General features: G+C 43.6%; 15 protein-coding genes. 14 read left to right on the top strand and 1 reads right to left on the bottom strand.

The annotated features are described in order from the left end of the window. Positions 1-3 precede the first annotated feature (3 nt). From ppx to mdcH, 10 genes are all read left to right on the top strand, one after another. Entirely contained in the window at positions 4-1,533 is a 1,530-nt protein-coding gene (gene ppx / locus OOA_RS04325; protein ID WP_008910907.1) for an exopolyphosphatase, read from the top strand. A 188-nt stretch (positions 1,534-1,721) separates the two neighbouring features. Continuing rightward, the gene (gene mgtE, locus OOA_RS04320) at positions 1,722-3,182 is read left to right on the top strand and encodes a magnesium transporter (RefSeq protein WP_008910906.1); all 1,461 of its coding nucleotides are present in this window, start codon (positions 1,722-1,724) and stop codon (positions 3,180-3,182) included. A 522-nt stretch (positions 3,183-3,704) separates the two neighbouring features. Beyond that, the gene (gene mdcA / locus OOA_RS04315; protein ID WP_008910905.1) at positions 3,705-5,366 is read left to right on the top strand and encodes a malonate decarboxylase subunit alpha; all 1,662 of its coding nucleotides are present in this window, start codon (positions 3,705-3,707) and stop codon (positions 5,364-5,366) included. Then, entirely contained in the window at positions 5,366-6,256 is an 891-nt protein-coding gene (locus tag OOA_RS04310; protein ID WP_008910904.1) for a triphosphoribosyl-dephospho-CoA synthase, read from the top strand. The genes mdcA and OOA_RS04310 overlap by 1 nt, the downstream gene beginning before the upstream one ends. Next, positions 6,243-6,557: a malonate decarboxylase acyl carrier protein gene (gene mdcC / locus OOA_RS04305; RefSeq protein WP_008910903.1), complete on the top strand. Its 315-nt coding sequence runs from the start codon at positions 6,243-6,245 to the stop codon at positions 6,555-6,557. The genes OOA_RS04310 and mdcC overlap by 14 nt, the downstream gene beginning before the upstream one ends. Next, the gene (locus OOA_RS04300; RefSeq protein ID WP_008910902.1) at positions 6,550-7,386 is read left to right on the top strand and encodes a biotin-independent malonate decarboxylase subunit beta; all 837 of its coding nucleotides are present in this window, start codon (positions 6,550-6,552) and stop codon (positions 7,384-7,386) included. Before mdcC ends, OOA_RS04300 begins: the two co-directional genes overlap by 8 nt. After that, positions 7,383-8,189, top strand: coding sequence for a biotin-independent malonate decarboxylase subunit gamma (mdcE, locus tag OOA_RS04295; RefSeq protein WP_008910901.1), 807 nt, complete (start codon positions 7,383-7,385; stop codon positions 8,187-8,189). The genes OOA_RS04300 and mdcE overlap by 4 nt, the downstream gene beginning before the upstream one ends. A 158-nt stretch (positions 8,190-8,347) precedes the next feature. Continuing rightward, positions 8,348-9,307, top strand: a complete 960-nt coding sequence (locus OOA_RS04290; protein WP_008910900.1) for an AEC family transporter — start codon at positions 8,348-8,350, stop codon at positions 9,305-9,307. Between the two features lie 94 nt (positions 9,308-9,401). Beyond that, on the top strand, positions 9,402-10,076 hold the full coding sequence (locus OOA_RS04285) for a malonate decarboxylase holo-ACP synthase (RefSeq protein WP_008910899.1): 675 nt from the start codon (positions 9,402-9,404) through the stop codon (positions 10,074-10,076). Beyond that, positions 10,073-11,008, top strand: coding sequence for a malonate decarboxylase subunit epsilon (mdcH, locus tag OOA_RS04280; protein ID WP_008910898.1), 936 nt, complete (start codon positions 10,073-10,075; stop codon positions 11,006-11,008). The genes OOA_RS04285 and mdcH overlap by 4 nt, the downstream gene beginning before the upstream one ends. On the opposite strand, the gene OOA_RS04275 is transcribed toward mdcH, so the two are convergent. Continuing rightward, entirely contained in the window at positions 11,005-11,967 is a 963-nt protein-coding gene (locus tag OOA_RS04275) for a LysR substrate-binding domain-containing protein (protein ID WP_008910897.1), read from the bottom strand. The two genes, mdcH and OOA_RS04275, sit on opposite strands and share 4 nt — an antisense overlap. Before the next feature lie 1,088 nt (positions 11,968-13,055). Here OOA_RS04275 and OOA_RS04270 point away from each other — a divergent pair. The 4 genes from OOA_RS04270 (at position 13,056) to mdtC (ending at position 22,122) form a co-directional block, all read left to right on the top strand. Continuing rightward, a complete protein-coding gene (locus OOA_RS04270; protein WP_008910896.1) occupies positions 13,056-14,411 on the top strand; it encodes an MFS transporter in 1,356 nt (451 codons plus the stop codon). 273 nt (positions 14,412-14,684) lie between these two features. Then, positions 14,685-15,923 (top strand): MdtA/MuxA family multidrug efflux RND transporter periplasmic adaptor subunit, encoded by a 1,239-nt coding sequence (locus tag OOA_RS04265; RefSeq protein WP_008910895.1) that lies wholly within the window; start codon positions 14,685-14,687, stop codon positions 15,921-15,923. Beyond that, positions 15,923-19,045, top strand: a complete 3,123-nt coding sequence (locus tag OOA_RS04260) for an MdtB/MuxB family multidrug efflux RND transporter permease subunit (RefSeq protein WP_008910894.1) — start codon at positions 15,923-15,925, stop codon at positions 19,043-19,045. Before OOA_RS04265 ends, OOA_RS04260 begins: the two co-directional genes overlap by 1 nt. Continuing rightward, positions 19,045-22,122, top strand: a complete 3,078-nt coding sequence (mdtC, locus tag OOA_RS04255) for a multidrug efflux RND transporter permease subunit MdtC (protein ID WP_008910893.1) — start codon at positions 19,045-19,047, stop codon at positions 22,120-22,122. The genes OOA_RS04260 and mdtC overlap by 1 nt, the downstream gene beginning before the upstream one ends. Positions 22,123-22,140: the final 18 nt, after the last annotated feature.

Genomic DNA, 22,140 nt, shown 5'->3' with positions numbered 1-22,140 from the left:
ACTATGCCATTAACTCATACATCGACGCCTAGACCCCAAGAAATTGCGGCTATCGACCTCGGTTCCAATAGCTTTCATATGGTTATTGCCCGAATTGTTAACGGTGCCCTACAAGTGCTCACACGTTTAAAGCAACGAGTACACCTTGCTGATGGTTTAAGTGATACCAATGAGCTTAGTGAAGAAGCAATGGAGCGCGGGTTAGCCTGTTTAGCCCTATTTGCTGAACGGCTTCAAGGTTTTACCGAAGAAAACGTCTGTATCGTCGGAACTCACTCCTTACGTGTCGCCACCAATGTCGAAGAATTTTTAGAACGTGCTAAAAAAATCATTCCTTACCCAATCGAAATTATCTCAGGGCAAGAAGAAGCACGACTTATTTTTATGGGTGTCGAACATACTCAGCCTGAGAAAGGTCGCAAGCTGGTTATCGATATTGGTGGAGGCTCTACAGAATTAGTCATTGGTGAAAAATTTGAGCCGCTATTGATCGAAAGTCGTCGAATGGGTTGTGTTAGCTTTGCGCGTACTTATTTCCCCAATGAAACGATTTCGTCTGAAAATTTCAACCGTGCTTATCTATCTGCTTGTTTGAAACTAGAACATATCGCTACAAAATTTAAAAAATTGCAGTGGGATGTCGCCATGGGAGCATCAGGCACAATTAAAGCCTCACATTCAGTAATCGCCGAAATGGGTGATCGCGATGGTATTATCACTCGCGAACGTCTTGAAAAAATCAAACAAATGGCGTTGAAATATAAGACCTTCTCTGACGTCGATATTCCCGGTTTATCAACAGACCGCAAATATGTCTTTGTGCCCGGTCTTGCCATATTATGTGCCGTGTTTGATTCATTAAATATTCAAGAATTACGACTTTCTGATGGCGCACTGCGTGAGGGTGTACTGTATGAAATGGAAGGCCGTTTTCGCCACCAAGATATCCGTCAACGCACTGCCCTAAGTCTTGCTGAACATTATAATATTGATAGAGAGCAAGCAAAGCGTGTTCTGAAGACCATGGAAGAACTGTACCACCAATGGGGCCAGCAAAACCCAAAACTGGTTAACCCACAACTTGAAGCTATTTTGATCTGGGCGGTTATGCTGCATGAGGTTGGCTTGCATATTAACCAAAGCGGTTTACATCGCCATTCTGCCTATATCCTGCAAAATACGAATTTACCGGGATTTAATCAGGAGCAACAACTGTTGCTGGCTACCCTAGTGCGCAATCATCGCCGTGCGATTAAATTTGATGATATTCCGAAATTTAATCTATACAAAAGAAAACAGTTTTTACCGTTAATAAAAATTTTACGGCTATCGATACTATTAAATAACCAACGTCAATCAACCACTACCCCCTCATCATTGCGTTTAGAAACTGATGATGAACATTGGACACTTTATCTCCCAGCGCAGTATCTATCGCAAAATGCACTGATGCTACTTGACCTCGAAAAAGAGAGCGCCTATTGGGAAGATGTACCGGGCTGGAACTTGAATATACGTGAAGAACCCAATTAGTTTTACGATGAGTATTGCGTGCAATTTTGCTATTTTTCGTAAGGGATTAGTCGGCTTCATGCTTGTTTGCTATGGATTATTGAGATTTATTTGGGTCAATGACCAATAAATGGCAAAATAGGCGTGTTTCTTCATAGACGGATTAAATAAAGGTGTTGTAAACACCTGTCATTGCTTTAAGGATTAAAATGTCACAACCTGCTTTCTCAACCGATGCGGCACCAACTGTCAATCCGCACTCTCAAAAATTAGCCTATATTCGCCAGCAAATCCTAACGCTATTTTTGGATGATGAAGAGTTTGTCCAAACCCTTGTTGAGCATGATCAACACGTCAGTATGAATGACAAAGCATTAAGTGAAAAAATTCATGCAGTCAAGGAGCTGCTGGTTGATTTACATGCTGCTGATATCGCCGATATTTTGGAAATGTTACCTTATGATGAGCGTCTAGCACTGTGGCGTTTGGTCGATAATACCGAACGTGGTGAAGTGTTAGTTGAAGCCTCTGTCGCTGTTTGGGACAGCCTCATTAAGGATATGTCTGACCGAGAACTACTTCGCGCTGTTGCTAATCTTCATGTCGATGAACAAGCGTATATTGCAGAGCATTTACCGCAAGATACCATGCGTAGGCTCTTAACCTATCTTGACCCGAGCTTACGTAGCCGTATACGTGAAGTTCTGCAATATGCTAAAGACAGCGTTGGCCAGATGATGGACTTTGAATTTGTCACTGTCCGTCCACATATTCCACTAAAAACAGTTCAACGCTACTTGCGTCAGCGCGGTAAACTTCCCGAAGCAACTGATAAGATTTTCGTTGTCGACAGTAATAATTATTTACAAGGTGAATTACCTCTTACTACGATTTTGACTAAATCACCTGAATCGATTGTCGCTGATGTGATGAAAACAGACACAGTGACCTTCTTACCTGATGAAAAAGGTGAAGATGCAGCAAGTGCGTTCGAACGTTATGACTTAATCTCTGCTGCCGTTGTGGATAGTAACGGTCTACTGATGGGCCGTCTGACAGTTGAAGATATCGTTGATAATTTAAACGAAGAAAACGACAATAGCATCCGTCGTATGGGGGGGTTAAGCCCAGAAGAGGATGTTTTCGCCCCCGTCGGTCAAGCAGTGAAAACACGTTGGACTTGGCTTGCTATCAACCTTTGTACCGCTTTTGTCGCTTCTCGTGTTATCGGGCTATTTGAAGACACTATTTCTCAACTCGTCGCCTTAGCCACTTTAATGCCTATCGTTGCCGGTATTGGCGGGAACACAGGTAACCAAACAATCACCATGATTGTACGCGCTATCGCCCTGCATCAAATTCAGAATGGTAGTTTCTCTTTCTTGTTAGTTAGGGAGCTAGGGGTCGCCTTTATAAATGGTATTGTTTGGGGCGGTATTATGGGTGTTGTCACTTACCTACTCTATGGCGATATTGCGATGGGCGCAGTCATGACTTTAGCAATGGTGTTAAACTTACTGATGGCTGCAATTATGGGGGTTCTAATCCCTCTAATTATGATCAAAGTCGGCAAAGATCCTGCGATTGGTTCTAGCGTGATGATCACGGCAATTACAGATACTGGTGGCTTCTTTATCTTCTTAGGCCTAGCGACTCTGTTCTTGGTTTAATTTATCTTACAACCGACGACTAAAATCAGTGGGTTATTAAGGCAGCTTTATTTTACGGAAAAAATCTTAAACAGTGCTTTGGTCTTGATACCAGACAGCCAAGATACAAAAGCCATCAAGCACCAAAGCTAACGATAGTCATTAGCGAAAATTGAAGTGAAAGCTGAAAAGATTCACCGAAAAATAACTTTTCCTAAATCTAATACATAAATTGCATCTTTAAAATAGAAGGCCATTACTGATTTATACAGCAATGGTCTTTATTATCATCCTCTTTTCTCGATATAAAATAACCTTTTTGAATGCACATGCTGATGTAGCTCTCCTTCATGACAATTGATATCACAACTCTAAAAATGAACTAGCCCAATATTTAAAAACACTTCCCTGAATCATTAGCTAAAAGCTAATGATTCATCCGTCTACTTCATTGATGATATTTACTCCGAGTTTTAATCTACGTTTGCTGAACAAAATCACCTCATGTGATGTGCTAACAAATTAAACCGAGGAGGTTTAGGTATGTCGCTTCATCAAGCATCTTCCCGTGACTGGAACACTCGACGCACTGAAAAGCAGCGTCGTATTGATAGTGTGAAGTCAGAGGTTCAAGGTAAAGTTATTCCGACTCAGGATATTCTTGCTGCCCTTGAAAAATTAATCGCCCCTAACGACCGAGTCGTGATGGAAGGCAATAATCAGAAACAAGCTGATTTTCTTTCTCGTAGCCTTGCCGCCGTTAATCCCAAAAAACTCCACGACCTACACATGATCATGCCTAGCGTTGGCAGATCTGAGCATTTGGATATTTTCGAAAAAGGTATCGCTCGTAAACTTGATTTTTCTTTTTCTGGTACGCAGAGTCTGCGTATCTCACAACTACTGGAGGATGGTTTATTAGAAATCGGAGCCATCCATACTTATATTGAACTTTATGCACGACTTTTCGTCGATTTGGTGCCAAACGTTGCGTTAGTTGCTGGTTTTAAAGCCGATCGTAACGGTAATCTGTATACTGGTCCCAGTACAGAAGATACTCCCGCATTGGTAGAAGCTACCGCATTTAAAAACGGCATCGTTATCGCTCAAGTTAACGAACTGGTGGACGAAGAATGTGACTTACCACGCATAGATATTCCTGGTTCATGGATTGATTTCGTGGTAGTGGCTGACAAACCTTTCTTTATTGAACCGTTATTTACCCGTGATCCACGCCTGATTAAACCTATTCATATTTTAATGGGTATGATGGCGATTAAAGGTATTTATGCCAAACATCAGGTTCAATCACTAAATCACGGCATTGGCTTTAACACGGCAGCTATCGAACTACTCCTGCCTACCTACGGTGAAAAACTAGGACTAAAAGGCAAAATATGTAAGCACTGGACGCTGAACCCACATCCAACCTTAATCCCTGCCATTGAAAGCGGTTGGGTTGAGACCGTACATTGTTTCGGCGGTGAACTTGGTATGGAAAAATATATTGCAGCCCGTCCCGATGTATTTTTCACTGGGCACGATGGTTCAATGCGTTCTAACCGCGCTTTCTGTCAAATGGCAGGACAATACGCAGTAGACATGTTCATTGGTTCAACATTACAGGTTGATGGATTAGCTAACTCCTCTACCGTCACTAAAGGTCGCCTCTCCGGCTTTGGCGGAGCACCAAATATGGGCCATGACCCACACGGTCGGCGCCATGCTACGCCAGCGTGGTTGGATATGATAGAAGAAGAAGATCCAATGGCTCGCGGTCGCAAGCTAGTTGTACAAATGGTAGAAACCTTTCAAGCAGGTTCTAAGCCAACCTTTATGGAAAAACTAGAGGCTGTTGACGTTGCTAAAGAGTCTAATATGCCGTTGGCTCCCGTCATGATCTACGGTGATGACGTTACTCATGTACTGACTGAAGAAGGTATTGCCTATCTATATCGTGGCAAAACATTAGAGGAACGCCGTGCAATGGTCGCAGCTGTTGCAGGTATCACAGATATTGGTCTGGGGGTTGATCCTAAACGGGTCGCTCAACTGCGCCGTGAAGGTAAGGTCGCGTTTCCAGAAGATATGGGTATTCAACGTACTGATGCCAGCCGTTCGCTGCTCGCGGCAAGTAGCGTTGCCGACCTAGTTGACTGGTCCGGCGGTCTATACAATCCACCAGCAAAATTTCGGAGCTGGTAATGAAACTTCACACCTGCTCTTTCGATAATCAGGTCAATACGATTGCCGCACGCTTAGCCCAACACGCCACTCAAGCACTCTTAGATGAAGTGCATCTAAGCCCAAAACCCGGTCTGGTTGATAGGCGCGGTTCGGGGGCACACAAAGATTTGACGTTAGCGTTGATGGAATGCTCTGCCCACAGTCTGACCCCTACCTTTCACGCATTAGTATTGCGAGGATGGCAAAGCGCTATGGATATCGCCCTTAGACAGGAAGTTGGAAGACTAGGTCGTGAAGGTGAACGTCAAATGATGGCTGCCACAGGGGGGGTCAACACTCATCGAGGTGCAATTTGGGCGCTAGGTTTACTCGTCACGGCCATGGCGGTCAGCGGTGCAACCGCAAAGATAGAAGATACTGTTCAGTATGCCGCTAATCTAGCTAGTTTACCCGATGATGTCAGCCCAATCATGTTCAGTAAGGGGCGGCACGCAACTCAGCGTTACCGCGTACCGGGCGCTCGAGAAGAGGCTCAACAAGGTTTTCCGCACATTATGCAGTTGGCTCTACCTCAATTAAGGCTTAGTCGGCTACAGGGGGCTAAAGAGAAAGAAGCTCGCCTTGATGCTCTAATCGCAATCATGACCTCGCTAAGTGATACCTGCGTACTGACCCGCGGAGGTATGCCAGCATTGATAGCTATGCAACAAGGAGCCAAGGCAGTACTTCAAGCTGGTGGCATGAGCCAACGTGCAGGAAGAGAGGCTTTCTTTCAATTGGAACAACGCATGCTAACGGATAATGCTTCCCCCGGAGGCGCAGCAGATCTGCTGGCAGCCACACTATTCCTCGACCGGGTCGCGCGATCCGATGAACAAGATATAAGAGGGTATTATGGAACGAATTGAACTAAATTATCTAGCAACAGATATGTTGCCGAACCGTGCTCTAGCCGGCGTCGTCGGCTCTGGCGATATGGAAGCTTTATTTGAGCCAGACAACAGCAAAACGTTAACCATCATCATTAAAACCTCTGTGGACGGTAGCGCTCAACGCTGGCAACACTTGTTTGAACGCATCAGTACACAGCGGGCTATACCTTCCGGCAACCTACAAATTGATGATTTTGGTGCAACACCAGGCGTTGCCCGCTTAAGAATAGAACAAGTCTTTGAGGGAGCGCGCTTAGAAGGGGGTAATCATGCGTAACGACATCAGTTTTATCGAGCTTAATGCACGGGATCGAGCACGTAACCTACTAGATAACGGTACTTTTCGCGAATTATTAGGACCGTTTGAACAAATCAGATCGCCGTGGCTAGAGCCACAGGGCATTGTTACTCAAGCCGATGACGGTATGGTGGTAGCAAAAGGAACTATCAACGGAAAACCCGCCGTTGTTGTCGCCGTTGAAGGTGCATTTCAAGGCGGTAGTATGGGGGAAGTCTCTGGCGCTAAAATGGCGTCCGCTTTAGAACTGGCAGCAGAAGATAACCGTAATGGCATACCTACACAAGCTGTTTTGCTACTGGAAACCGGAGGCGTTCGCCTGCAAGAGGCCAACCTTGGATTGGCTGCCATCGCCGATATTCACGCCGCTATCGTCGATTTGCGCCGCTACACCCCTGTCGTTGGCATTACGACGGGAACAGTTGGTTGTTTCGGTGGTATGTCCATCGCTGCTGGACTATGTAGCTATCTGATAGTGACCCGTGAAGCTCGTTTAGGGCTAAATGGCCCACAAGTAATAGAGCAAGAAGCAGGTATTGAGGAATACGACTCCCGCGATCGTCCCTTTATATGGAGTATGACTGGAGGAGAGGCTCGTTACCGTAGTGGTTTAGTTGACTACATGGTGAATGATTCTCTACACGACGTAAAAGCAGCAATGAGCACATGCTTGAAGCTTGGTGTTCCTGCTAAAAAACGCTCAGATAACTTTGATTATTACCTACAGAAGCTGACGCAGTTCGATACTCATCAGCAGGCAACCGCTGATTTAGTTACCACACTGTACTCACAGGAGGATCGCACATGAGCAAAACGCCTTTAAACCGAGGAGATTATTGGTTCTCCCTCTTAACAGACAAAACAACACCAGTTCACGGTTTATGCGCATCAGTCAAGGCCGCAGATGGTCAGATAAATGGTTATCCCACTCGATTCATTGCCGTAGTACCTGATGCCAATAACCATTACCCGCGAGCGACGCAAGGTGAAGTCGGACTACTGGAAGGTTGGACTCTAGCGAAGGTAGTAAATCAGGTGATATCGGAAGATGCAAATAAACCACAAAAACGTGCCATCGTTGCCGTAATTGATGTACCAAGCCAAGCCTATGGACGTCGAGAAGAAGCTTTCGGTATTCATCAGGCGCTAGCTGGAGCCGCTGGCGCATATGCTGAAGCTCGGCTCGCAGGACACCCGATAATCGGGTTGATCGTTGGTAAGGCAATGTCTGGGGCTTTTCTGGCTCACGGCTATCAAGCCAACAGCCTAATAGCATTCAATAACGCTGGCGTTATGATCCATGCGATGGGCAAAGAGTCTGCAGCACGTATTACCTTACGCTCTGTTGAATCGCTGGAAAAATTGGCGTCTTCTATTCCTCCTATGGCCTATGATATTGCTAACTATAGCACGCTGGGCTTATTAGACCGGTTAATGAATATTGATGACCCCGATAACGCCAAACCTTTCGATGTTACTCAGGTACGAGAAGCTATTGCAGAATCCATTGAGAAAAATCAGCAACAAGGCAACGATTTGAGTCATCGTCTTGGGGCTGCTAACCGTCAAAGTTCATCGCAGGTTCGCGAACGCATGCGCGCTGAATGGTAAAAATTTGCGAGAAGCAAAATAAATATGCACGGCAGATACCATCTAAGGCTCGTCTAGCAAGAAGACGCTAGTCGAGCCTCATTTTGATGTTAAAAACGGAAACAATATCCGTCATGTCTGTGCAATTTCCACATTATTTTTATTTAACAGGTAATTTTATGACATACATGATAATTCATGCTCTGGCACCCATTTTCGTGATCATGTTGCTCGGTTTTTATGCGGGTAAAGCTAAGATGGTCGATAACCAGAACGTCTCGTTACTAAATATTTTTGTGATGGACTTTGCTCTGCCGGCCGCCTTATTCACTGCCACTGTTCAAACACCGTGGGCAGGCATCGTTCAACAATCTCCGCTGATCGTCATCCTAGTGCTATCCATGTGGATAATCTATGCCGCCATCTACTTCATCTCCATAGGCGTATTTGGTAAATCTCCGCAAGATGCTGCTGTCCTTACGTTGACCGTCGCTCTTCCTAACTATGCCGCATTGGGCTTGCCTATACTCGGTAGCGTACTGGGCGAATCCTCAAGCACCTCACTCTCGGTAGCCGTATCTATCGCCTGTGGCTCGGTTCTGATGACACCTTTTTGCCTGCTAATTCTAGAGCGTGAAAAGGCCAAAGCCGCGGGAGCAATGCATGGTTCCAGCCTTTCTATGCTCCCAGTGCTAATGTGGCGCTCTGTTCAAAAGCCCATCGTTTGGGGACCACTATTGGGGGTTGTTCTGTCTGCGATTGGTATCCGTATTCCAGATATCATTCTAGCATCGATTAAACCATTAGGTTTGTCCGCAACCGCTACAGCACTGTTTTTGACCGGTATTATTTTGTCTGCTCGCAAATTAAAAATTAACGGTGCCGTTATCCTATCCACTGTGACTAAACTGATTATTCAACCATTTATCGCTTGGGGTATCCTTCTCGCTATGGGTGTGCACGGTGACGTAGCAATTACCGCAATCCTAATGATAGCGTTGTCCGCTGGCTTCTTTGGTGTCGTGTTTGGCAATCGTTTTGGCGTGCAATCTCCGGATGCCGAAGCAACACTGCTGCTAACTTCCATCCTATGTATCTTTACACTACCGCTGTTTATTTCTTTAACAGTCGGTTTGTAGAATAGTCCGTATCGCCTGATGAGTTAGCGAAAAAAAACACTCATCGGGTTATTTCACTTTCATAGTGGGATTATAAGGGTAAGGAAGTTTACATATGTATTGTTTGGGGCAGCATAAAAATACTAAGGAGGCACCATTGGATATATTACGTCCGCACGACTTGCTATGGGTAGATGAGAGCTTATCTTTGTTTCATCCTCAAGGGCTGCCTGAATGGGTATCCTGTCACTGGCACCCTGCTTTACCGCTAGTTGTTCGCAGAGATGAAGATACTCTTAGCAATATTCCTGTAGGAATACGAGGTTCTCGCCGTTGCCAGCGAGCAGCGGCTTGGATAAAACAAGATGCTATCGTCAAAGTCGTTACACCAGAGTCTCTGATTGCCGACATTGCGGCACTTCAACGCTCTCCCTTTGCTCACTATTCGCCCATTCTAACGCTGATACAGCTACATCGTGATCTTAGCGCTTGGCGCTGGGGTATCACCGGCAGTTGTGGCTATGCGCTAGCAACTGGTATTGACGTAATGCATCAAGATAGTGACTTGGATCTCGTCATCTTCTGCCCACATCCCGTTTTACCATCAATTTATCACTCATTATCCCAGCGGTTACAACAGTTTTCCTGTCGGGTTGATGTACAAATAGAAACACCATTCGGCGCTTTCGCTCTCAATGAATGGCTACGTGATGGATGTGCCATGCTAAAAACATCCAGAGGTCCACGACTGACCGATAACCCTTGGCATCCGCTTCAGGAGACTCCATGAAAATAGCATTCACTTTTCCGGGACAGGGATCTCAAGTACCAAATATGTTACATCAATTGCCAAGAACAGTGACGAGCGCTCGCCTGCTGGAACAAGCTTGCGATGTCCTACATGAAGATGTTTTGACGTTGGATAGCGCCACTACGCTGAAAAAAACTCGGGCAGTTCAGCTTTGCCTGCTAATTGCTGGTGTCGCCTATGCACGTGAATTGGAAGAGCACGGCGTAACACCGCATTTCACTAGCGGACTATCAATCGGTGCCTATCCCGCTGCCGTTATCGCTGGTGCGTTAGAATATACCGATGCCGTACAACTCGTTTCTCTGCGGGGTGAATTGATGGAGAACGCCTATCCTAAGGGATACGGACTATCGGTAATTATTGGCTTACCTCAAAGGGTTATTGAAACATTAATTGAGCAAGTCAATACTCCCCAAATGCCTGTTTATCTCGCAAATATTAACTCAGAAGATCAGTTAGTCATCGCTGGAAGCGACGAATCAATGCAGAAAGTGATGCTGCTAGCTAAACAGAAAGGTGCGCATAAAACCCATCAACTCGCTGTAAGCGTTCCCTCTCATTGTGCGCTTTTGACGGAACCAGCTCATGAGCTTGCTCAGGCAATGCTCAAGGTTATACTACGCCGCCCCGATATTGCTTATCTGAGCGGTAGTTCTGCACGAGTTCTATGGCAGCCGGAGAAGATTGCAGACGATCTAGCATTCAATATGTCACGCACTGTACACTGGCACGATACCATGGTAGCAGCTTACGAACGAGAAATTCGCCTATCGATTGAAATGCCACCCGGTACTGTTTTAACCGGACTAACTAAAAAAGTGATGGAACAAGGGGAAGCTATCTCCCTTGAACAAAGTGGGATCGCGTTAGTTATCGCGTTAGCCAAGCGTTTGACACATGACGAACGCTAAAAGTTAATCAAAGTGGCTGAGCATTTTATCTTATTCACCATTCGCGCCTCAATGCTTCTAGCATACATTCGCCCTTCAGCCGCTAACGCTAGCAAGTTGGGGTCGCGTTCACGTTTGTGAGCAAACACTACAGCAATAGTCTGTCTTATCTGGTATTCATCACATAGCGGTATCATTTTGATAGTGTTCTCATAGATTTTTTTCATTCTTCCTGGTGCTAACGAGTAGCCGACACCCGCTTGTACTAAATTTAACATAGAGAAAATATCGTTCACTCTAGCAACAATATCAGGCTCAAAATTGGCTATTTTAAATGCATCATGAGAACTGTGGTTGGTCGCAAAACCTTCGCCTAAAGAGATAAATTTCTGCCCTTTAAAATTGCGTAAATCAGCACACCCTTCAGTGATAAGTGGAGATGTTATCGGCGCAGCGATAAAAATATCATCATTAAATAGAGGGAGAATTTCAAACTGAGTCGTATCTATCTGACTATCAGTAACCGATATTATGATCGCATCCAACCGCCGATCCACTAACTGGGTCAGTAGATCCTGATTAGATCCCATCGTTAGGTCGATTTGTACATCAGGTCGCCTCAGCTTAATCCCCATGATAATTTGAGGAAGAGTTTCCAACGTGAGGGAATACATACTCCCAATTTTCATTCGACCCTGCCCAACACCAGCCACCTGACGAGTAACATCGATACAGTGTTCTGTCAGTTCGAGAATGTCCCGAGCATACTTTGCCAAAGTATAAGCGGCAGGTAGCGCCTGTAAATTACGTCCATTCTGCACAAATAACTGGCAATTCATGCCTTCCTCTAGCGTATGCAAAGCACGATGAACGCTAACATTGCTCAGTTCAAGCTGTTCGGCAGCTCGACCAATGTTTCCTTTTTCCATAAAAGCGAGAAATATTTCAAGTTTACGGAAGGTAATCTCACTATTAATCATATGGCTAATCTTCATTATTTGAGGATATTTGATTTTGTAATAGTCAACTAATTCTGTAGAGGGTCTAAGTGGCTTTGTTAATATGCCATTATCCCTTTAGGCACACTTAAATTGCATTTTTAATTCTTAGAACCGTGACTGTCATGGGTTAACACTTTTGATTTTACGGCTATCCCCTCCGTTTAGTTCCGTAAGATATAAATTTCTAGGAAATTTATTAGGCCATTACAATCTTATCCATATATTTTAATTGCCTAATTACTGAGGCTGTTGATACCCATTGCTTATTTTTCTCCATAAAATGGTTGCAAATAACAGCAGTGGAACTATGTCATATATTTAGGTGACGATGAAATATTATTTCATACAACCAACATTATAAATCAAAAACGCCACTCATATTCGATTATGCGTAATTTTTAGCTGAGCTACACAATGTAACTCTGTTGACAGCAAATCACTCGTAGTACTTGTTTCTATCTTAAGCATGATAGAACTAAAATTGGCCGCTAAAGACCAATAATACCGAGTTAACACCTCATTAATTCAATTTTTAGTGACTATCACTAAATACTCCTTTGTTGCAACTTATTATTCAACTCAGGTTATTACGGCTATATTTCATTTTTATCTGATTTTATTTCTGTTTACGATTGTAGGGGTATTACATTTTAATAATTAAATTAATATTTGGTTACTTTATCGATGATTTAATCAGCGAAATGCGTCATGAATTACAAATTAATGGCTAAATTTTAAAATATAAATATATGATCTCCTGCAAATAATCATTTATTAACATCATATAATGTTATTGTTTAACGAAACGGGCCATAGATTCACCCAAAGATATCTAAACAGAATATTCATCTTGTTTTGAGAGTTGCAGTTTACAAAATATGGAATTTCCTGCTATAAATTAGCACATGCAATAAGATACAGAGTATTAACTAGGTTCTTCCATCCAACGTTTTATACCATTTATCTGCACACACTTAATATTTCTGCTGTTTAATTATCAGTAACTTTAGCTTGTCATTCCGAATTAAAAATAAAAAATACATTCGGTATTTTAAAAGGATAGTATTATGACATCGCAAACAACCAGCCAGCCCTCGGCTAGGCCATTGAGAAAAGAAGATTATAAGACTTTAGGATTGTCCTCTTTAGGTGGAACCCTCGAGTTTTATGATTTCGTTATTTTCGTATTTTACGCGAAAATTATTTCTCAACTCTTTTTCCCTGGTGACAATGAATTTTTGGCACTCATGGCAACACTTGGTTTGTTTGCAGCAGGTTATCTTGCTCGCCCTCTAGGCGGCATTATTATGGCGCATTTTGGTGACAAAGTTGGCCGTAAGAAAATGTTCACCCTCAGTATTTTCTTGATGGCATTTCCGACTTTCGTGATTGGTTTCCTACCAACTTACGCCACAATCGGCGCAGCAGCCCCCTTATTACTGCTGTTAATGCGTATTATGCAAGGTGCTGCAATTGGTGGTGAAATGCCAGGTGCTTGGGTATTTATCGCCGAACACACACCAAAACAACGTTATGGTCTTGGCGTGGGCACATTAACCTCAGGCATCACGGGTGGTATTTTACTGGGCTCGATTGTTGCTATCATTATCGAACGCAGCTACACCTCACAAGAAGTGCATGATTTTGCATGGCGTATTCCTTTCATTCTAGGTGGTGTTTTTGGCTTTATTTCAGTTTATTTACGCAAATTCTTAGAAGAGACGCCTATATTCAAAGAATTAGCAGCGAAAAAAGCATTAGCACAAGAATTGCCGGTTAAAACGGTCATTAAATCACACAAGCAAGCTTGTATGATCACAGCAGCACTGACTTGGTCACTCTCAACAGCCATTGTTGTGACTATTTTAATGACACCTGATGTTGTTCTGAAAGGTATCTATAACATTGATCGTAATATCGCATTACAAGCTAACTGTGTAGCAACACTGACATTGACCTTAGGCTGTATCTTCTGGGGATGGTTAGGCGATAAAACTGGCACTCGCCTTTCTATGACTGTGTCATGGGGTGGATTAGCGGTCACTGCATTGTATTTTTACTCGTCGTTATCGTCAGATATTTCAGCAGCAACGCTAACCTTTAACTATGGCTTAATGGGCTTCTTCGTTGGCGCCATTGCAACAACACCAATTATCAGTACTCGTACTTTCCCACCTGAAATTCGTTTTTCAGGGCTGTCTTTCGCATATAACGTGGCCTACGCTATCTTTGGTGGTCTGACCCCAATCTTAACAGGTGCATGGTTACAGCAATCACATATGGCACCCGCTTATTATGTTGCAGGCGTATCTTTACTGGCTGTAGCTGTTGCATTTATCCCATTAGCTTGGAAAGGGTGGACGCCAGAATCTGCTCAAGAAAAAGATGCTTTAGCGAGATTAAAAACCAGCACGACACGTTAACAAGTAATAATCTTTTATTACATTCGCTTATGATGACCTGTGGTTTTTCTTACCGCAGGTTTTTTTATTGCCTATTTGTCATGTTAATCTATTTATTCTGCACGCTAGTTGACATTTTTTTCATATTTCCTCCATTTTTTCATCCCACCTCCAAGTTAAACTATTAACATACGCAACTGACTAATTTTTAATATATAATTAATCAATATTTATTATTCTCGATCATCGTAAATTGATGTTTCTCTCGACTGTGAGCTAAGCGAAAACATAAAAATGAATAAACAAAAGCGCCGTACTACACTGACTCGTTCAGCCATTTTCGTTGCCATCATTGTCGCTGCAGGTGCAGGCTGGTATTTTTATTCACAAAATAGCCAACCTGAAACTACTCAAAAGGGCCCTTCCACTAATCGCCCTGCGCGTCCAGGAGGAATGCCACCACGCGTTTTAGCCCCTGTCCAATTTGCCAATACCCAAGAGAAAGTCGTTCCTCGTTATTTAACTGGTCTTGGTACTGTACAAGCAGCTAATGTTGTTACAGTTACAAGCCGTGTTGAAGGGCAATTGATGTCTCTTCATTTCAATGAAGGGCAGCATGTTAAAGCGGGCGACTTGTTAGCAGAAATCGATCCTCGCCCTTTCGCTGTACAATTAGCTCAAGCTGAAGGGCAACTTGCTAAAGATAAAGCAACACTCACTAACGCAAAATTAGATTTAAGCCGCTATCAAAAATTAGCGGGCACAAAAGTCATTTCGCAACAAGAACTGGATAATCAACGATCTCTTGTTTTACAGGCTGAAGGTAGTATAAAAGTTGACCAAGCGGCTATAGATAGCGCAAAACTACAGTTAACCTATAGCAAGATCACCGCACCTATTTCAGGGCGAGTTGGCTTAAAACAAGTCGATGTTGGCAACTTTATTTCTGCGGGAACCTCCACTCCGATCGTGGTTCTCACCCAAACTCAGCCTGCTGATGTGTTATTCGCCCTGCCTGAAGGTGATATTCCATCGGTTCAAAAAGCACAGGCATCTAGCCAGCAAGTGAAAGTTGAAGCATGGGATCGTAATAATATCGCCATGATTACTGAAGGTTATCTATTAAGTACAGATAATCAAATTGATGCTGCAACAGGAACTTTAAAAATGAAGGCTCGATTTACCAATGAGCTAGACAGTTTGTTCCCTAACCAATTCGTTAATATAAAAATGCAAGTTGAAACATTGCAAAATGCGGTTGTTATCCCTACAGCAGCTCTTCAAATGGGTAATGAAGGTCACTATGTTTGGGTATTAAGCGATGATGATCGTGTCAGTAAACAGTTAGTTACCGTCGGTATGCAAGATAGTCAAGAAGTCGTTATTGAAAGCGGCCTAGCAGCAAATACTAAAGTCATTACTGATGGCGTCGATCGTTTAACTGATGGAACCAAAGTCGAAGTCGTCGGTAAAGACACCCTCGAAAAATCAGCCAAACCTCAAAAGAATAGAAAGTCAGCGGAGAAAGTTTAATGCAACCGGGAATTCATAAAGGTGGCGGCCCTTCTCGCTTATTTATCTTACGCCCTGTTGCGACCACCTTGTTTATGGTGGCTATTCTTCTTGCGGGGATTATTGGCTATCGTTTTTTACCTGTTTCCGCGCTACCTGAAGTCGATTATCCGACCATTCAGATAGTCACGCTTTATCCGGGCGCAAGCCCTGAAGTGATGACTTCAGCAGTTACCGCACCTCTGGAAACGCAATTCGGACAAATGTCGGGATTGAAACAAATGTCATCGCAAAGTTCAGGAGGCGCCTCTGTTATCACGCTGATGTTCCAACTGACGTTGCCATTAGAAGTTGCTGAACAAGAGGTACAAGCTGCCATAAACTCAGCATCAAGCTTATTACCTTCTGATTTACCTTATCCACCGATATACAATAAAGTAAATCCCGCGGATCCGCCTATTCTGACATTAGCGGTCACCTCTGATGCAATGCCATTAATCCAAGTTCAAGATATTATTGAAAACCGGATTGCCCAAAAAATATCCCAAGTTAATGGCGTTGGTCTTGTTACCCTTGCGGGTGGGCAGCGCCCTGCGGTACGCGTTAATCTTAACCCACAATCTATGGCCGCCAAAGGGTTGGATAGTGAAACTATTCGTGCCGCAATAAATAACGCCAACGTTAACTCAGCAAAAGGGAGTTTTGATGGGCCAACTCGCGCTGTCACCCTATCTGCTAACGACCAAATGAAATCATTGGAAGACTATCGCCGTTTAGTGGTTGCCTTCCAAAATGGTGCTCCAGTGCGCCTTGGTGATATAGCGACTGTCGAACAAGCAGCAGAAAATGCCTATTTAGGTGCATGGGCAAATACCGAACAAGCTATTGTCATTAATATCCAACGCCAGCCGGGCGCTAACGTTATCGAAACGACAGATACTATTCGGAACCTGCTCCCTGAATTAATTGAAACACTGCCTAAATCCGTCAAAGTTGAGATTTTAACGGATAGAACTAGCACCATTCGTGCTTCAGTGAGTGATGTGCAATTTGAATTGATGCTTGCTATCGCCTTGGTTGTGATGGTGATTTATCTTTTCTTAAGAAACGGCATTGCCACCCTTATACCGGGTATCGCTGTACCTCTCTCTCTTGTCGGTACTTTTGCTGTGATGTACTTTTGCGGTTTTTCCGTCAATAACCTCACCTTAATGGCATTGACTATTGCCACTGGTTTTGTCGTCGATGATGCAATTGTTGTAATCGAAAATATTTCTCGTTACCTTGAACAGGGTGATAAGCCACTGGTTGCGGCCTTAAAAGGCGCGGGGGAAATTGGATTTACCATCATTTCATTGACCTTCTCATTGGTTGCCGTACTGATCCCGCTGCTGTTTATGGGGGATATTGTCGGGCGGTTGTTTAGAGAGTTTGCGATCACGCTTGCTGTCGCCATATTAATTTCAGCTGTCGTTTCATTAACACTCACGCCAATGATGTGTGCTCGCTTATTGAAACCTGAATCTGAACATAAGCATAATCGTTTCGAATTGGCTTGCGCACGCTTCTTTGATGGCATGATTGCAGTCTATGCTATTTGGCTAAAGCGGGTATTAAATCACCGTTGGTTAACATTATCTGTTGCACTAGGAACCATGGTGTTAACTGTTTTGCTGTACATGTGGATCCCAAAAGGCTTCTTTCCGATACAAGATAACGGCATTATTCAAGGCACGATTGAAAGTCGCCAATCGATTTCATTTGCAGCTATGTCGCAGAAACAGCAACAAGTTGCTGAAAAATTATTAGCTGACCCCGCGGTTGATAATATCACCACTTATGTGGGAGTCGACGGTACTAACCCAACATTGAATAATGGTCGAATTCAAATCACGTTAAAACCTTTAGATCAACGCCCTGATCGCGTTAATGCAATTATTCCGCGTCTACAACAAGCTGCTGATTCAGTAGCAGGTGTTAATTTATACCTTCAACCGATGCAAGATCTTACTATCGATACTCAACTTGCTCGTACTCAGTATCAATTCACTCTCCAAGCCACCACTTTGGATGAGCTAACGCTTTGGGTACCAAAGTTGTTGGATACCCTTAGACAGCAACCAGAACTTATTGATGTGAGCAGTGACTGGCAAGACAAAGGCCTCGTCGCTTATGTGAATGTTGACAGAGATACGGCGAGCCGTTTTGGTATTACTATGTCTGCTATCGATAATGCATTATACAATGCATTTGGTCAGCGGATGATCTCAACCATTTACACTCAATCAAACCAATATCGCGTTATTATTGAACATAATACACAAACACGTGATGGCATTAGTGCTTTAAATGATGTTCGCCTTAAAGGAACTGATGGTGCAATTGTTCCACTCAGCACTTTAGTAAATATTCAAGAAGGTTATGGCCCACTCGCCATCAATCATCTCGATCAGTTTCCTGCTGCCACTTTCTCATTCAACCTCGCTGAAGGTGCATCGTTAGAATCCGCAGTAAATGCAGTCAAAAATGCCGAAGCGCAAATTGAAATGCCAAAATCGATCACCACTCAGTTCCAAGGTGCAACATTAGCGTTTGAGGCGGCATTAAGCAGTACAATTTGGTTGATTGCTGCCGCGATTGTTGCCATGTATATCGTGCTAGGTATTTTGTATGAAAGCTTTATCCACCCAATTACTATACTGTCAACGCTACCTACCGCAGGGGTTGGCGCACTATTAGCCTTGATGATGGCTGGAAGTGAATTAGATGTTATTGCCGTTATTGGTATCATTTTGCTGATCGGGATAGTTAAAAAGAACGCTATCATGATGATTGACTTTGCCCTTGCGGCTGAACGAGAACAAGGTATGTCGCCTCGCGATGCTATCTATCAAGCCTGTTTATTACGTTTCAGACCGATATTAATGACAACAATGGCCGCTCTTTTGGGTGCATTGCCATTGATGTTAAGTACTGGGGTCGGTGCTGAACTGCGCCAGCCGTTAGGTATTTGTATGGTTGGCGGGCTAATTATGAGCCAAATACTGACACTGTTTACGACGCCGGTGATTTATTTATTATTTGATAGCTTGTCAAATAACATCAAAAACCGCCGTCAAAACCGCCAGAAACAGGTGTCATAATGAACCGCTTCTTCGCCTTATTTGTTAGCCGGCCTGTCGCAACGACGCTGATTAGTGTTGCCATCACACTGTGTGGCGCACTGAGTTTCATATTTTTACCTGTTGCACCGTTACCACAAGTTGATTACCCAGTGATAAACGTGACAGCGTCACTACCCGGAGCGTCACCTGAAACCATGGCGTCATCGATTGCAACGCCACTGGAGCGCTCATTGGGTAGCATTGCTGGTATCAGTGAAATGACGTCAAGCAGCGCACTTGGGCGCACCACGATCACACTTGAATTTAATCTTGATAAAGATATCAACAATGCAGCACGTGAAGTACAAGCAGCAATCAATGCGGCTCAAAGCCTGCTGCCAAGTGGTATGCCAAGCCGTCCTCGCTACTATAAATCCAACCCATCTGATGCCCCAATCATGATTTTGACATTAACGTCAAAAAGCATGAGTACCGGAGAAATTTATGATATTGCATCAACGCGTTTATCCCAGCGTATTGCACAAATTGAAGGGGTTAGTGAGGTTTCTGTTGGAGGAGGCTCACTGCCTGCTGTTCGTGTGGAACTAAACCCAACCGCCCTGTTTAACCAAGGTGTTTCTTTGGACAAAGTACGTTCCGCTATCAGCAGTTCCAACGTACGACAACCACAAGGTTACATCAATGATGATGATGCACGCTGGCAAATTCAAACTAATGATGAACTAAAAAAAGCGGCAGATTATCGCCCTATCATTGTTCATTATAAGAATGGCAATGCCGTAAAACTCAGTGATGTTGCTAACGTAAAAGATTCCGTACAAGATGTGCGTGCTGCTGGCATGTCCGGAGGTAAACCTGCTGTATTGATTGTCATCCGCCGTGAAGCTGGCGCAAACATTATTGAAACAGTTAACCGCATTCGTGCCGAGTTACCTGAATTTCAAGAAATGATCCCAGCCGCTATCGATTTAAAAGTTGCACAAGATAGAACACCTACTATTCGAGCATCTCTCGCTGAAGTCGAACGTGCATTGATGATTGCTATTGCCTTAGTTATCTTGGTGGTATTACTGTTTCTGCGTTCAGGTCGTGCAACCTTAATTCCAGCTATTGCTGTCCCAGTCTCTTTAATTGGTACGTTCACCGCAATGTATCTTTGCGGCTTTAGTTTGAATAATCTCTCATTAATGGCTCTCACTGTGGCAACCGGTTTTGTGGTTGATGATGCCATTGTTGTACTCGAAAACATATCTCGGCATATTGAAAATGGCCGTAAGCCATTTATTGCAGCAGTTAAAGGTGTCAGCGAGGTAGGCTTTACTGTCGTTTCAATGAGTATTTCGTTGGTCGCTGTGTTTATCCCATTGTTATTAATGGATGGATTAGTCGGGCGTTTATTCCGTGAGTTTGCGATTACGCTCGCTACTGCGATTGGGATATCTTTAATTATCTCACTAACATTAACGCCAATGATGTGTGCTTACCTCCTTAAAAAGCGTAATCCGAAAAAGACGGATAAACCAAGCAATACAGGTCGCCTCTTTCAACGACTCCAGGAAAGTTACGGCGTCACGTTAAACTGGATGTTATCTCACAAGCGAAGTGTCCTAGCTATCTTATTTGCTACGATTGGATTGAATATTTATTTGTATATTTCGATCCCTAAAGCTTTTTTCCCGGAGCAAGATACGGGTCGTTTATTAGGCTTTGTCCGTGCGGACCAAAGTATTTCTTTCCAAGCCATGAAAGAAAAAATGACACGCTTTATGCAACAAGTAACCGCAGACCCAGCCGTCGATAACGTGACTGGTTTTACTGGTGGAAGCCGAGTCAATAGTGGTTCGATGTTTATCTCCTTGAAGCCACTCGATGAACGTAAAGAAAGCTCTAATGCCGTGATTAATCGACTCAGAGCCCAATTAGCCCATGAGCCTGGTGCTAATTTATTTATGATGCCAGTACAAGATATTCGTGTTGGTGGTCGACAAGCTAACGCTAACTATCAATTCACCCTCCTCGCTGATGAGTTAGATGCACTACGCGACTGGGAACCCGCAATACGCAAAGCAGTAGGCGACCTTCCTCAGTTAACCGATGTTAACTCTGATAAGGAAGATAAAGGCGCTGAAATGGCAATCACTTATGATAGGGATTTGATGGCTCAGCTCGGCATTGATGTTCGCGCAGCCAATGATTTATTGAATAATGCCTTTGGGCAACGCCAGATATCGACAATTTATGAGGCGATGAATCAGTACAAAGTGGTCATGGAAGTTGCTCCTCAATATACACAAGATGTGAGTGCATTAGACCAAATGTTTGTTATTAATAACCAAGGGGAAGCAATTCCATTATCGTATTTTGCTCGTTGGCAGCCTGCTAATGCGCCATTGAGTGTTAACCATCAGGGGTTATCTGCTGCCTCCACGATTGCTTTTAACGTTGCTGACGGGTACACACTAGATGAGGCAATTTCAGCTATCGAAAAAACCATGACCGCTCTTGGGGTTCCTTCAACAGTCCGAGGTACCTTCGCCGGAACGGCACAAATATTCCAAGACACACTGAAATCTCAACTATTTTTAATTCTTGCGGCAATTATCACGGTTTATTTGGTATTGGGTATTTTATATGAAAGCTATATCCATCCTTTAACCATTTTGTCGACATTACCGTCCGCAGGCGTGGGTGCATTACTGGCCTTAGAGCTATTCGACACACCATTTAGCTTAATCGCATTAATAGGCATTATGTTACTGATCGGGATCGTGAAGAAAAATGCCATCATCATGGTCGACTTTGCGATTCAGGCTCAGCGAAATGAAGGCCTAACTGCACGCGAGGCTATATTTCAAGCAAGTTTATTACGTTTTCGACCAATATTGATGACTACTCTTGCCGCTATTTTTGGTGCTCTCCCACTCGTCTTAGGCAGTGGTGATGGCGCAGAATTACGCCAACCATTAGGTATCACGATCGTTGGCGGACTAGTGATGAGTCAGATTTTAACCTTATTTACAACACCCGTTGTCTACTTATGTTTTGATCAACTTAGGCAGCGTTATTCCCGTAAAACGGTAAGTCTAAGCAAGTAATGCGTATGCTTGATTGGG

The sequence above is a fragment of the Providencia burhodogranariea DSM 19968 genome, from assembly GCF_000314855.2.
GTDB classification, from domain to species: domain Bacteria; phylum Pseudomonadota; class Gammaproteobacteria; order Enterobacterales; family Enterobacteriaceae; genus Providencia; species Providencia burhodogranariea.
This window is presented reverse-complemented; position numbering and strand designations above follow the sequence as displayed.

Excerpts from the sequence above, each read along its gene's own strand:
- ppx (WP_008910907.1), top strand. The coding sequence starts at position 4 with ATGCCATTAACTCATACATCGACGCCTAGACCCCAAGAAATTGCGGCT.
- mgtE (WP_008910906.1), top strand. The coding sequence starts at position 1,722 with ATGTCACAACCTGCTTTCTCAACCGATGCGGCACCAACTGTCAATCCG.
- mdcA (WP_008910905.1), top strand. The coding sequence starts at position 3,705 with ATGTCGCTTCATCAAGCATCTTCCCGTGACTGGAACACTCGACGCACT.
- OOA_RS04310 (WP_008910904.1), top strand. The coding sequence starts at position 5,366 with ATGAAACTTCACACCTGCTCTTTCGATAATCAGGTCAATACGATTGCC.
- mdcC (WP_008910903.1), top strand. The coding sequence starts at position 6,243 with ATGGAACGAATTGAACTAAATTATCTAGCAACAGATATGTTGCCGAAC.
- OOA_RS04300 (WP_008910902.1), top strand. The coding sequence starts at position 6,550 with ATGCGTAACGACATCAGTTTTATCGAGCTTAATGCACGGGATCGAGCA.
- mdcE (WP_008910901.1), top strand. The coding sequence starts at position 7,383 with ATGAGCAAAACGCCTTTAAACCGAGGAGATTATTGGTTCTCCCTCTTA.
- OOA_RS04290 (WP_008910900.1), top strand. The coding sequence starts at position 8,348 with ATGACATACATGATAATTCATGCTCTGGCACCCATTTTCGTGATCATG.
- OOA_RS04285 (WP_008910899.1), top strand. The coding sequence starts at position 9,402 with ATGTATTGTTTGGGGCAGCATAAAAATACTAAGGAGGCACCATTGGAT.
- mdcH (WP_008910898.1), top strand. The coding sequence starts at position 10,073 with ATGAAAATAGCATTCACTTTTCCGGGACAGGGATCTCAAGTACCAAAT.
- OOA_RS04275 (WP_008910897.1), bottom strand. The coding sequence starts at position 11,967 with ATGATTAATAGTGAGATTACCTTCCGTAAACTTGAAATATTTCTCGCT.
- OOA_RS04270 (WP_008910896.1), top strand. The coding sequence starts at position 13,056 with ATGACATCGCAAACAACCAGCCAGCCCTCGGCTAGGCCATTGAGAAAA.
- OOA_RS04265 (WP_008910895.1), top strand. The coding sequence starts at position 14,685 with ATGAATAAACAAAAGCGCCGTACTACACTGACTCGTTCAGCCATTTTC.
- OOA_RS04260 (WP_008910894.1), top strand. The coding sequence starts at position 15,923 with ATGCAACCGGGAATTCATAAAGGTGGCGGCCCTTCTCGCTTATTTATC.
- mdtC (WP_008910893.1), top strand. The coding sequence starts at position 19,045 with ATGAACCGCTTCTTCGCCTTATTTGTTAGCCGGCCTGTCGCAACGACG.